Source organism: Hymenobacter sp. CRA2 (genome assembly GCF_002007105.1).
Lineage (GTDB): Bacteria > Bacteroidota > Bacteroidia > Cytophagales > Hymenobacteraceae > Solirubrum.
Genome location: NZ_MVBC01000003.1, coordinates 65666 through 78667, shown reverse-complemented (window position 1 = coordinate 78667; position 13002 = coordinate 65666). Strand labels below are relative to the sequence as shown.

The window sequence follows — 13002 nt, the reverse complement described above, 5'->3', positions numbered from 1 at the left end:
TGATGCGTGAATGGCGGATTGACTGAATGATTGATTCCCAAGGGTATTCCATCATTCTCCCATTCACTCATTGATTAAAAATTGACCCGCAGGGCCATATCCATGCCGCGGGTGGCGGGGGTGCTGCCGTAATCGAAGCCGCCGGAGCCGCCGCCGCGCACGCCTGCGCCAGCCGAGGAGGTTTCGGGGTCGGCGCCGGAGTACTTGGTGAACAGCAGCAGGTTACGGCCGGTCACCGACACCTCCACGCCTTTCACGAAGGAGCCAGCCAGCCAGGTCTGCGGCAGGCGGTAGCTCAGCGTGGCGTAGCGCAGGCGCGTCCAGGAGCCATCTTCCACGAAGGCCCAGCCCGTGCCGGCGTACTGGTTGATGAAGTAGCCCTGCGTCAGCTCCACCGGGCGGGTGTTAGGCACGTAGTTGCCGTCGGGCTGGCGCACCACCCCGTCGATGACGGCGGTTTTGTAGCGGTCCAGGGTCCGTTCGCTCAGGCCGTTGCGCACCATCACCCACTCGTTGCCGTTGACCACCTTGCCGCCCTTGCGGAAATCAAGCAGGAAGGCCAGCGAGAGGCCTTTGTAGCTCACCGTGTTGGTTACCTGCGTGGTGAAGTCGGGTGCCCGGTCGCCGGCGTACACGAAAGTACCGGCCACCACCGAGGGTAGGCCCGTGGTGGGGCTGATGATTACCTGCCCGTTGTAGGGCGAGTTCGGGTCGTTGACGCGCTGGTAGTCGATGACGCCGATGGAGGAAATCGGCCGGTCGGGGAAGGCGCTGCCGCGGGCCACGTCGATAACCCAGGAATCCGACTGGTTGACCTCGGTCAGGAAGCTGGGCAGCTCCTTGGCGCGGTTCTCGTTGCGGTAGAAGTTGGCCAGCACCTCCCAGGTGAAGCCGTTGTCAAGCTGCACCGGCTTGCCCGACAGCGCGATTTCCACGCCCTCGTTGACCACCGTGCCGCCGTTGATGTACTGCAGAATAAAGCCCGAGGCCTGGCTCACGCGCGGAGCAATGAGCTGGTCGCGGGTTTCGGCGTAGTAGTAGCCCGCGTCGAGGCCCAGGCGGCCTTTCAGGAACTGCAGATCCAGGCCGGCCTCGTAGGAGCGGGTACGCTCGGGCTTGAGCTGGGTGTTCGAGCCGAAGAAGCCCAGGCGGAAGCCCCCGCCGATGTAGGTGCTCTGCGCTAGCGGCGACTCTACCCGGTACGGCCCGGTGTCCTTGCCTACCTCGGCCACCGAGAGGCGCAACTTGCCGTAGCTGAGGATGGGGTTGTTGTCGAGGCCCAAGGTGCGGGTAAACTCGTAGCCGGCCGTGGCCGAGCCGTAGAGGAAGCCCCGGCCGTAGTTCTTGTTCTTATTGGGGCGCGGCAAGGTCGACGACATGTCGTAGCGCCCGCTCAGCTCCACGGTCAGCTGCCGGAACAAATCGAAGTTCAGGCGGGCGAAGTTGCCCACCAGGCGGCGCGTGGAGTTGGTGGTCAGCGCGCCCCGGTTTTCGGTGTTGTTAATGGAGTTGGTGCCCGGCGAGCGGAACACCAGCCCGACGATGTCGGTGGCTTCGCGCGTGCTCTGCTCTATGGAGTTGCCCAGCAGCAGCGTGGCCCCGATGTTTTCGCCGAAATTGTGCGTGAACTGGGCCGTGAGGTAGGAGTTGAGCAGGCGGCTGCGGGTCGTCGTTTCCGAGATGCCGCCGTTCTGGTTGCTGGGCTGCGAGGTGCCAATGGCGCGTACCGAGCGCACTTGCTCCGTGTAAAGGTCGGTGCCCAGGTTATAGTTCAGCGTGAGCCATTGGGCGGGCTGGTAGGTCAGCTGGGCATTGCCGATCAGGCGGTTGGTGCGGTCCGTCACCGGGTTGCGCTCCGCCGTGAAGTAGGGGTTGTCGGGGTCGTTGGAGCCCACCCCGCCGATGAGGCGGCGGCGCGTGCCGTCGGGGTTCAGGTAGTTGCGCGCGTCGTCGTTGCGCGGCCAGGTGAGCAGGCTCACGAAATAGCCGCCCGTACCGCCGAACAGCCCTGGCCCCTGCAGGGAGCGGCGCCCGCCCGAGTTCAGGTACTGGGCCGAGCCCTGGGCGGTAATTTTGGGCGAAAACTTCATCGTGCCCGACAGGCGCACGGTGGTTTTGTCGAAGTCGGAGTTGGGCACCACGCCGCGCTGATCCAGGTTGGAGGCCGAGAGCAGGAAGGAGCCCTTGTCGGTGCCGCCGGTCATGGTCAGGTAATTCTGCCAGGAGTAGGCCTTCTGGAAGTAGTTACCCATGTTGTCGTACACCTCTTCGCCGGGCGCAAACTGCGGCCCCCACGACAGGCGGGTGGTCGGGTCGAACACGCCGTTGGTACCCTGCTTGTACACGCTTTGCAGCTTGGGCAGGCGGTTGATTTCGTCCACCGAAAACTGCGTGCGGTAGTCGATGCTCACCGCGCCGGCCTTGCCCTTCTTGGTGGTGATGATAACGGCCCCGTTGGCGGCGCGCAGGCCGTAGAGGGCGGCGGCGGCCGGGCCTTTCAGCACCGTCATGCTCTCCACGTCCTCCGGGTTGATGTCGGCGGCGCGGTTGGGCGAGGCCACCGAGCGGCCCAGGATGCCGTTGAAGGCCGAGCCCCCGCCCGGCGCCGTCGACTCCACGAAGGACGAGTTGTCCATGATGATGCCGTCGATGACGAACAACGGCTGGTTGTCGCCGTCGAGCGAATTGCCGCCCCGGATAACGATGGCCGCGCCTTCGCCGGGCGCCCCGCCCGAGCTGGTCACCTGCACGCCCGCCACCTTGCCCTGCAGGGCATTCACGATGTTGGGCTGGCGCGACTCGATGATGTCCTTAGCCGTGACCTGCTGGGCGCCGTAGTTGATCTGGCGGCGCTCCTGCTGAATGCCGAAGGCCGTGGTGATCTTAACTTCCTGCAGTTGGGTGGTATTGGCGGTCAGGGCCACGTCTACCGAAGCATTGTCGCCCACGGCGCGCTCCATGGCGTTGTAGCCGATGAAGCTGAAAACGAGCGTGCTACCTGCGGGTACTGGCAGCGAGAAGCGGCCCTCCGAGTCGGTTTGAGTGCCGGTGGTGCCGCCTTTCACCACCACGTTCACCCCAGGTAGGGGCGTGCGGTCGGCGGCAGCCGTCACCGTGCCGGTGATGGTGCGGGTTTGTTGGGCCTGAGCAGGCAACGCCAGCGCGAGGCCGGGTAGCACAGCAGACCATAAAAGTTTGTGCATACAGGTGGGAAAAAGTGTGGGAGAAAGGCAAAAGCAGAACGCGCGCCGCTATATAGGGGCGCGCGTATCCAAAATAGGCCGGGAAAGCCGAAAACAGCAGAAGAAGGGGCAAACGGCTGGCATAGAGAAGAAATCAGCAGGGAAGAAAAGCAAATGCCGCGTGAAATTGCCCCGTGAAAAGCCGCGGCTGGCGGCTTTTCAGCTTAAAGAGGGATTAAAGTTAACTGTAGGTTACTGTCGTGTCAAGGCAAAACAGGCGTTAGTTCTTTGATTGGTGCAAGTTGGCGGCCACCGGCAAAAGCTTTTACCTTGTCGCCACCCATCATCCCAGCCCTTCAGCCATGCACCCCGTTGCCAACGCCGAGCGCCTTCCCGTCCAGCTCTACTCCGATTCCGAACAAGCCTCCGTGGCTGTAGCCCGGCAGATTGCCGAGCTGATCCGCGAACGGGCCGCCCAGGGCCGCACCGCCGTGCTGGGCCTGGCTACCGGCTCCACGCCCACGCGGGTGTACGAGGAGCTGGTACGCCTGCACCGCGAGGAAGGACTCTCGTTTCAGAACGTCGTCACCTTCAACCTCGATGAGTACTTCCCCATGGCGCCTGACTCCTTGCAGAGCTACGTGCGCTTCATGCACGAGTACTTGTTCGACCACATCGACGTGCCGGCCCAGAGCATCCACATCCCCGACGGCACCATCCGGCCGGAGGAAGTAGGGGAGTACTGCCGCCGCTACGAGGAACAGATTCGCGAGGCCGGCGGCATTGATCTGCAGCTGCTTGGCATCGGGCGCACCGGCCACATCGGTTTCAACGAGCCCGGCTCCGGCGCCCAGTCGCGCACCCGCCTGATTACCCTGGACCACATCACCCGCACCGATGCGGCCTCCGACTTCTACGGGGAGGAAAACGTGCCGCGCCGCGCCCTGACCATGGGCGTGGGCACCATCCTGGAAGCCCACCGCATTGTGCTCATGGCCTGGGGCGAGGGCAAGGCTGCCGTGGTCAAGCGCATGGTGGAAGGCGAAATGACCGACTCAGTGCCGGCCACCTACCTGCAGCGCCACCCCGCCGTGCAGGTGGTGCTCGACGAAGCCGCCGGCGCCGAGCTGACCCAGCGCAAAACGCCCTGGCTGGCCGGCCTGCCCAGCAACTGGCAGGACGCGGCCACCGTGCGCAAGGCCGTAACCTGGCTGGCCCGCCAGCTGCAGAAACCTATCCTGAAGCTCACCGACGAGGACTACAACGAAAACGGCCTTTCCGACCTGCTGGCTACCTCCCACACCCAGGCCTACGACATCAACATCCGCGTCTTCAACCACCTGCAGCACACCATCACCGGCTGGCCCGGCGGCAAGCCCGACGCCGACGACAGCAGCCGCCCCGAGCGCGCGGCGCCGTTTCCCAAGCGCGTGCTCATCTTCTCGCCGCACCCCGACGACGACGTCATCAGCATGGGCGGCACGTTGCTGCGCCTCGTAGATCAGGGCCACGAGGTGCACGTAGCGTACCAGACCTCCGGCAACATCGCCGTGTTCGACGACGAGGCCATTCGCTTCGCCGATTTCGTGGCCGACTACGACCAGGCCCTGCGCCTGCCCGGCGAGCAGCCCGCCGAGCAGATGTATCGCCGCGTAACGGAGTTTCTGCGCAGCAAAGCCCCCGGGCAGGTCGATTCGGCGGAGGTGCAGCAGATCAAGGGCCTGATCCGGCGCGGCGAGGCCAAAGCCGCCTGCCGCAACGCCGGCCTAGACCCCGAAGAGCGGGCCCATTTCCTGGACTTGCCCTTCTACGAAACCGGCCGCGTGCGCAAAAAGCCGCTGGGCGAGGAGGACATTCAGATTACCATCGACCTGCTCAACCGCATCCGCCCGCAGCAGATTTACGCCGCCGGCGACCTGTCGGACCCGCACGGTACGCACCGCGTGTGCCTGGCCGCCATCATGCAGGCCGTGCAGCGCCTGAAGGCCGAAGGCGCCGACTGGCTGCAGGACTGCTGGGTGTGGCTGTACCGCGGCGCCTGGCAGGAGTGGGACATCGACCAGATTGAAATGGCTGTACCCCTGTCGCCGCAGGAGCTGACGCGCAAGCGCCGCGCCATCTTCAAGCACCAGTCGCAGAAGGACCGGCCGCTGTTTCCCGGTGCCGACCAGCGCGAGTTCTGGCAGCGCGCCGAGGAGCGCAACCGCACCACCGCCAAGATTTACGACCAGCTCGGCCTGCCCGAGTACGAGGGCATCGAAGCCTTCGTGCGCTGGCAGTACTAGATAGACGGTGGCGCTAAGCATGACGGGCTGAACAGGCAATTGACCCGTGGGCTCTAAGGGCCACAAAAAAGCCCGGCTGTGGCGCAGAACATTCCTGTTCTGCGCCACAGCCGGGCTTTTTTGTGGCCAGCGTTGTGCTTTGGGACAAGGCTACAAGTGAATAAAGTGTTGTATTATATAAATAATTTATATTGTATATTAACGAAGAGTTGCAGCTCTTTCCCAATCATTTCCCCACACCTATTCTATGCGAAACACGTACGTTTTTGGTCGGCTGGTCCTGCTATGGGGCTGGCTGATAGCGGGATTGTGGCTGGCGCTGCCAGCAGCCGCGCAGCCCGGCGGTGAGCGGCAGCAATACATTCTGCAGGGGCGCGTCACCGACGAGCGGGGACAGGGCGTGCCCGGTACCACGGTACTGGTTACTGGTACCACGCAGGGGGCTTCCACCGATGCGCAGGGCGACTACCGCTTCACGGCCCAGCTGACGCCCGGCAGCCACACGCTGCAGTTTTCGGGCATCGGCTACGGCGCCCAGAGCCGTACGCTGACGCTGAGCAGCGGGGGTGGGGAGGTAACCACCAACGTGACGCTGTCGGAAGCGCGGCAAAGCCTTAACGACGTGGTGGTCATCGGCTCTACCGTGACGGTGAGCCGGCGCGAGCTGGGCAACGCCATCAGCACGGTGTCGGCGCGGGAGCTGACGCAAACCGGCTCGCCGCAGGTGCTCAATTCGCTGCAGGGCAAGGTACCGGGCGCGCAGATCGTGCAGAACTCCGGCGACCCGGGCGGCTCCATTTCGGTGCGCCTGCGCGGCATTCACTCCCTGGCCGGCTCCTCCGATCCACTCTACGTCGTTGACGGCGTCATCGTGAGCAACAACAGCACCAACGTGTCGCAGCTGGCCCTGTCCTCCGACGTGGGCACGGCCAACGTGGGGCAGAACCGCCTCTCCGACATCAACCCCAACGACATTGCCAGCATCAACGTCATCAACGGGGCGGCCGCGGCGGCGCAGTACGGGTCGCGGGCGGCCAACGGCGTAGTGCTCATCACCACCAAGCGCGGGCAGGCCGGGCAGGTGCGCGTATCGGCCTACGCCAGCTTCAACATCAACGAGCTGCGCCACATGGTGCCGGTGAATACCTACGGCAAGCAGTTCGGCTTTGCCGGCCTGCGCCTCTACACCATCGGCGGGGTGACGCCGGCCCAGGTAGCGGCCAACCCGGGCACAACCACCGTGGGCATCACCCGGGCCGGCGTGACCACGCAGCTGGCCAGCAACCTGGTGGACGTGACGCGCTACAACTACTTCGACGAGGTGTTCCGGACCGGCTACGGCACCGAAAACGGGGTAACGCTCACCGGCGGCTCGGAGGGCACGCAATACTACGTGTCGGCGGGCTACCTGAAAAACCAGGGCATCATCCGGGGTACGGACTTTACGCGCTACAACCTGCGCACCCGCCTCGACCAGCGCATCACCAAATGGGCCAAGTTGACGGCCGGGCTGGCTTATAGCAACAGCTTCGCCAACGAAAAGGCCAACGGCAACGTGTTTTACAGCCCGATTAACTCGGTCAACATCACCAACAACATCTACGACATCACCCAGCGCGACGCCAACGGCGACCTGCTGGCCGTGGAGCCGACGCGCGTCAACCCGCTCTCGACCATCGAGGACATGAAGTTTACGCAGCGCGTGAACCGCACCATCGGCGACGTGCAGCTGAACCTGACGCCGCTCAAGAACTTCACGGTGGACTACCTGCTCGGGGCCGACGTGATTTCGCAGGCCGGGCAGGGCTACATCCGGCCTTACCCGTACCAGGCCACGGCCGGCCTGCCCACTCAGCGCTACCCGCTGGGCTTTGCTTCCAACGGGCTGCTCAACGCCCTGCAGCTCAACTCCGACATCAACCTGGGTTACTACTACCAGGTGACGGAAAACCTGAAGGCCACGCTGCTGGCCGGCTACAGCTACCAGTACAGCCGGCAGGAGCTGACGCAGACCCGCGGGCAGAACCTGGCGCCCTTCATTACCAACGTCAGCGGAGCGGCCAGCAACACGGTGGTGTCGTCGTTCGACGTGGACCAGTTCGATCTGCAGGGCGCCTACCTGCAGGGCACCTTGGGCTTCCGCAACTTGGCCTTTCTGACCGGGGCCGTGCGCCGCGACGTGTCGTCGAAATTCTCGCCGGCCGTCAGCAAGCAGTATTACCCCAAGGTCAGCGCCTCGGTGGTGCTGTCGGACCTGGACTTCTGGCAAAACGCGACTTACGCCAAGGCCTTCAACACCCTGAAGCTGCGCGCCAGCTACGGGCAGGCCGGTGGCCTGACGGGCATCAACTCCTATGCCCGCTTTTACCAGTACCAGCCGGTGGGCTTCCTGGGCCGAAGCACCTATCTGCCCGGCTCGCAGCTGGCCAACGCGCGGGTGCGGCCCGAGCGGCTCAAGGAAATCGAAGTGGGGGCCGACCTGGGCTTCCTGAACGACCGGCTGAACCTGGGCGCGACGGTGTACCGCCAGAAAACCGAAAACCTGCTGGCCACCCGCAACCTGGCGCCCTCCACCGGCGGCCTGACCATCGTCAACAACGTAGCCAGCCTGGAAAACAAGGGCCTGGAGCTGCAGCTGACGGCTACCCCGGTGCGCACGGCCAACTTCAGCTGGGACGTAACGCTGCTCTACAACCGCAACCGCAACAAGGTGGTGGACCTGCCCGGCTCGGGCGGGGCGCAGCAGGCCATTTCCATCGACAACGTGGCCGGGGCGCCGGTGTACCTGCTGGCCGGGCAGCCGGTGGGTGTGTTTTACGGCTCGGGCTACGCCCGCAACTCCGATGGCTCGCTGCTGCTCACGCCGCAGGGCTTTCCGCAGGACGAGCGCACCACCGGGCAGGCCGTGGGCTCCACCGGCTTTGTGCCCGCCCGCGAAGGCAGCGGACAGCCCAGCTACGCGCCGGGCACGGCCCTGGCCAACGTGCTCATCGGCAACCCCAACCCCAAGTGGACGGGCTCGTTCACGACCAACCTCACCTACAAGAAGCTGACCCTGCACGTGCTGCTCGACGCGGTACAGGGCGTGGACGTGTTCAATGCCGACTACCGCACCCGGCAGGGCGTGGGCCTGGGCGATTTGGCCGAGAAAGAGCTGCGGGGCGAGCTGCCGCGCGGCTACATTTTCGCCGTGTACAACACCCAGGAGTTTCGCATTGACGACGGCTCCTTCGTGAAGCTGCGCGAGGCCTCCCTCAGCTACACCTTGCCCAAGCTCGCCAGCTTCCTCTCCGAGCTAAGCGTCTCGCTGGTGGGCCGCAACCTCTATTCCTGGGACGACTACAAGGGCTTCGACCCGGAAACCAGCGCCGGCGGCTCCTCCGACCTGCTGCGGGCCATCGACTTCGGCAACGTGCCCATTCCGCGCACCTACCAGCTGCGGCTGTCGGCCTCGTTCTAACCTCCACTTCTGCGCTTTTCCCATGAAACGATACATCCTGCTGCTGGCCCTGCTCGGGCTGGGCCTGGGCAGCTGCAACAAAGACTACCTGAACCCCAGCTCGGCCAGCGAGGGGCAGGTCATCACCTCCGCCGACGGGCTTATCACCGTCTGCAACGGGCTGCAGTACCGCTACACCACCAACGGCTTCGTGAGCGTACTCTACAACCGGGTGGCCGCTGGCGGGCTGACCACCCGCGAGCTGACCATCCTCAACGTGGGCAACATCGAGGAGTACAACGTGAGCCTGGGCGGCGGCAACCTGACCAACAGCAACGCCGTGGCGCGCAACCTCTGGAGCCAATGCCAGCTTATCCGCTCCAACGCCGACCTGGTGCTGGCCAACGCTGGCAACGCCGCCGACCCCGGCACGCGCAGCGGCATCGTGGCCTACGCCAGCATCTTCCGCGCCCTGGCCCTGGGCACGCTGGCCGAGTTCTTCGAGCAGGCCCCGCTGACCACGGGCGAAAACGCCGCCTTCGTGCCGCGGGCGCAGCTGCTGCAAGCGGCCGTGACGCAGCTGGAGGACGCCGCCACGCAGCTGGCGGCCAATCCCGTGTCGGCCGACTTCAACAGCAAAATCGTGCCCGGCATCAACCTGCCCAATACCCTGCAGGCGCTCATTGCGCGCTACAGCCTGTTTGCCGGCGACTACGATAAGGCCCTGGCCGCCGCGGGCCGCGTAGACCTGGCTAGCCGCTCGGTGTTCAGCTTCGACGAAAACACCCGCAATCCGCTGTTCGAAACCTCGTTCGGCAACCGCAACGTCTTCGAGCCTACCGATGTGAACCTGGGCCTGCCCGCGGCGCTGGCGCCCGAGGCCGGCGACCGGCGCATTCCGTTCTACACCCGCGCCGCACCTACGGCCACCCAAAACCGCGGCACCGGCTTCTATACCGCCGCCAGTGCGCCCATCCCCGTGTACGTGCCGGGCGAGATGCTGCTGATCCGGGCCGAGGCCTACGCCCGCAAAAGCGACCTGCCCAACGCCGTAACCGAGCTAAACCGGGTGCGCACCAGCACCGCCGCGGCTACTACGGCCAACGGGTTTCCCACGGCCCCTCCCGGCGCCGGGCTGGCGGCCTACGCCGGTCCGCAGACCCAGGACGCCATCCTGACGGAAATCTACCGCCAGCGGCAGGTGGAGCTGGCCTTTGAGGGCTTCCGTCTGGAGGACAACCGCCGCTTCGGGCGGCCGGGCCCCGGCACCGCCGCCGAGCGCAACCGCAACTTCCTGCCGTACCCGCGGGTGGAGCGCGAAAACAACTCCGCCACGCCCGCCGACCCGGCCATCTAGGCCGCAGATGGAAACGGATGGCTTGAACGGATAAGGCAGATTCGTTCGGCAGTGCAGGCGGTGCCACGGCTTCAAGTCGTGGCACCGCTATTTTTAAGCCTTACTTTTCGAAACGGCCAGCAGCGTAGCGCAGCCATAGCATTATCTTCCGAACGGCATTCGTTCCGTCCGTTTCTGCATCCGTTTTCATCTTTGGTCATGCAAACCACCACCCAAGCCGCCGTCGAAACGACCCACGCGGTGCCATTGGCCGAGGCCTCGCAGCCCGGGCGCCTCGTCTCGCTCGATGTGTTCCGGGGCATCACCGTCATGGCCATGATCCTAGTGAACAACCCCGGCGACTGGGGCCACATCTACGCCCCGCTGGAGCACGCGGAGTGGAACGGCTGCACGCCGACCGACCTGATTTTTCCCTTCTTCCTCTTCATCGTGGGCGTGTCGTTGGTGTACGCTTTGGACGGGGTAAAGCGCCAGGGAGGCCCGCTTGGGCCGGTGCTGGCGCGCGTGGCGCGGCGGGCCGCCGTGCTCTTTGCCCTGGGCTTGTTTCTGTCGTTGTTTCCGAAGTTCGATTTCAGCACGGTGCGCATTCTGGGCGTGCTGCAGCGCATCGGGCTGGTGTTTTTCGCCTGCAGCGCCTTGTTTCTGACCACCTCGCGCCGCACGCAGCTGTGGGTGCTGGCGGGGCTGCTCGTCGGCTACAACGTGCTGCTGCAACTCGTGCCGGCGCCCGGCGAAACCCAGGCCCTATTGTTGCCCGGCCACGGCCTCGGCGCCTGGCTCGACCGCACCCTGCTCACCGAGGCGCACCTGTGGAAATCCAGCAAAACCTGGGACCCGGAAGGCCTGCTGAGTACCCTGCCGGCCATCGGTACCGGGCTGCTGGGCGTCATCACCGCGCAGTGGCTGCGTCGGCGCGATGTGCAGCCGGCCGAGAAAGTGGTGTGGCTGTTTGTCGACGGAGCCTTGTTTATCGTGCTGGGGCTGATCTGGAACAGCTGGTTCCCCATTAATAAAAGCCTGTGGACCAGCTCATACGTGCTCTACGCCGGTGGCATAGCAGTATGTGCCCTGGCTACCCTCTACTGGCTCTGCGACGTGCAGGGCTGGCGCGGCTGGATCAAGCCCTTTCTGGTCTACGGCGTCAACGCCATTACCGTGTTCTTCCTCTCGGGCCTGATTCCGCGCATCCTCAGCCTGATCAAGATGCCCGGCGCCGGGGGCAAGGAAATCGGGATGAAGGAATGGCTGTACCAGCACGGCTTCGTGCCCTTCTTCGCCGACCCGCGCAATGCCTCGCTGGCCGGGGCTCTCACGCTGGTGCTGCTGTGGATGGGCATTTTGTGGTGGATGTACCACAAGCGCGTCATCATCAAAGTCTGATTCGCGCCGTAAGTTCGAAGCCGCTCCCGCCGAGCGGCTTTTTCTTTATCCCTATGCTTCTTTCGACTAGTAGCCGCGCTGCCGCTGCTCCCGATCAGTTAGACTCGGCCAGCCCGGTGGCGGGCCCCAGCCGCCTGGTTTCGCTCGACGTATTCCGTGGGCTGGCCGTGGTGGGCATGATCCTGGTGAACAGCGCCGGCGACTGGCAGCATTACTACGTGCCCATTTCGCACGCGCCCTGGCACGGCTGCCGCCCCGGCGACCTGGTGTTTCCCAGTTTCCTCTTCATCGTAGGCGTGTCGTTGGTGTACGCGCTGGGCGGCGTGAAGCGCCAGGGAGGTCCACTCGGGCCGGTGCTGCGGCGCGTGGCGCGGCGGGCGGCCGTACTGATTCTGCTGGGTATTCTGCTGGACCTGATTCCCAACTTCTACTTCACCTCGTTCCGCATACCGGGCATTTTGCAGCGCATCGGGCTGGTGTTTTTCGCCTGCAGCGCGCTGTTTCTGACCACCACCTGGCGCACGCAGCTGTGGGTGCTGCTGGGCCTGCTCGGCGGCTACAACGTGCTGCTGCAACTGGTACCAGTGCCCGGCGTCGGGGCTGCCAACCTGGAGCCGGCCACCAACCTTGGCGCTTGGCTCGACCGCCTCGTGTTTACCAAACGCCACCTCTACCAGGACCAGCAAGGCTGGGACCCCGAGGGGCTGCTGAGTACCCTGCCGGCCATTGGTACGGGCCTGCTCGGCGTCCTGGCCGCGCAGTGGCTGCGCCGGGCCGCCGCGCCCGCCGTCCAAACGGCGTGGCTGTTTGTGGCGGGCACGGGGCTGATTGTGCTGGGACTGATTTGGGACGGCTGGTTTCCGATCAACAAGCAGCTCTGGACCAGCTCCTACGTACTCTACACCGGTGGCATTGCGGCCGCGTCGCTGGCGACGCTCTACTGGCTCTGCGACGTGCAGGCGCGCCGCCGCTGGGCCATCCCGCTGCTCTGGTTTGGAAGCAATGCCATTACGGCCTTTTTTCTTTCCGAAGTGGTGGACCGCCTGCTGCATAAAATCAAGCTAAAGAACGCTGCCGGGCAGAAATTCGCCGTGCGGGATTGGCTCTACGAGCATCTATTCACAGCTCATATCTCCAATCCTTACCACGCTTCGCTGGCCTGGGCGCTGGTCTACCTGGCCATCTGGACGCTGCTGCTCTGGTGGATGTACCGCCGCCGAATCTTCATCAAAGTATAATCACGGATTCAGACGGATTGATCGGATTCCACGGATTTTGTAGCCGATTAAACATGAGTGGTGCCACGGTTTTAAGCCGTGGCACCACTCATGTTTAACAGTCATTACCTTGAACGATAAT

General features: G+C 64.5%; 6 protein-coding genes. 5 read left to right on the top strand and 1 reads right to left on the bottom strand.

Annotated elements, in window-relative coordinates; translation table 11 throughout:
• Nucleotides 1-74 precede the first annotated feature (74 nt).
• Complete coding sequence (locus B0919_RS06705; protein WP_078011462.1) at nucleotides 75-3203, bottom strand: SusC/RagA family TonB-linked outer membrane protein; 3129 nt, start codon at nucleotides 3201-3203, stop codon at nucleotides 75-77.
• A 341-nt stretch (nucleotides 3204-3544) separates the two neighbouring features.
• Between B0919_RS06705 and nagB the strand changes: the two genes are divergently transcribed.
• The 5 genes from nagB to B0919_RS06680 all read left to right on the top strand — a co-directional run bounded on the left by nagB (nucleotide 3545) and on the right by B0919_RS06680 (nucleotide 12881).
• Entirely contained in the window at nucleotides 3545-5467 is a 1923-nt protein-coding gene (gene nagB / locus B0919_RS06700; protein WP_078011461.1) for a glucosamine-6-phosphate deaminase, read from the top strand.
• 247 nt (nucleotides 5468-5714) lie between these two features.
• Nucleotides 5715-8927 (top strand): SusC/RagA family TonB-linked outer membrane protein, encoded by a 3213-nt coding sequence (locus tag B0919_RS06695; protein ID WP_078011460.1) that lies wholly within the window; start codon nucleotides 5715-5717, stop codon nucleotides 8925-8927.
• Between the two features lie 22 nt (nucleotides 8928-8949).
• Nucleotides 8950-10263 carry a RagB/SusD family nutrient uptake outer membrane protein gene (locus B0919_RS06690; protein WP_078011459.1) on the top strand — a complete coding sequence of 438 codons (1314 nt, stop codon included), beginning with the start codon at nucleotides 8950-8952 and terminating at the stop codon, nucleotides 10261-10263.
• A gap of 198 nt (nucleotides 10264-10461) precedes the next feature.
• Nucleotides 10462-11643 (top strand): acyltransferase family protein, encoded by a 1182-nt coding sequence (locus tag B0919_RS06685; RefSeq protein ID WP_078011458.1) that lies wholly within the window; start codon nucleotides 10462-10464, stop codon nucleotides 11641-11643.
• 53 nt (nucleotides 11644-11696) lie between these two features.
• Nucleotides 11697-12881 carry an acyltransferase family protein gene (locus B0919_RS06680; protein WP_078011457.1) on the top strand — a complete coding sequence of 395 codons (1185 nt, stop codon included), beginning with the start codon at nucleotides 11697-11699 and terminating at the stop codon, nucleotides 12879-12881.
• Nucleotides 12882-13002 lie beyond the last annotated feature (121 nt).

Excerpts from the sequence above, each read along its gene's own strand:
- B0919_RS06695 (WP_078011460.1), top strand. The coding sequence starts at position 5,715 with ATGCGAAACACGTACGTTTTTGGTCGGCTGGTCCTGCTATGGGGCTGG.
- B0919_RS06685 (WP_078011458.1), top strand. The coding sequence starts at position 10,462 with ATGCAAACCACCACCCAAGCCGCCGTCGAAACGACCCACGCGGTGCCA.
- B0919_RS06680 (WP_078011457.1), top strand. The coding sequence starts at position 11,697 with ATGCTTCTTTCGACTAGTAGCCGCGCTGCCGCTGCTCCCGATCAGTTA.
- B0919_RS06690 (WP_078011459.1), top strand. The coding sequence starts at position 8,950 with ATGAAACGATACATCCTGCTGCTGGCCCTGCTCGGGCTGGGCCTGGGC.
- B0919_RS06705 (WP_078011462.1), bottom strand. The coding sequence starts at position 3,203 with ATGCACAAACTTTTATGGTCTGCTGTGCTACCCGGCCTCGCGCTGGCG.
- nagB (WP_078011461.1), top strand. The coding sequence starts at position 3,545 with ATGCACCCCGTTGCCAACGCCGAGCGCCTTCCCGTCCAGCTCTACTCC.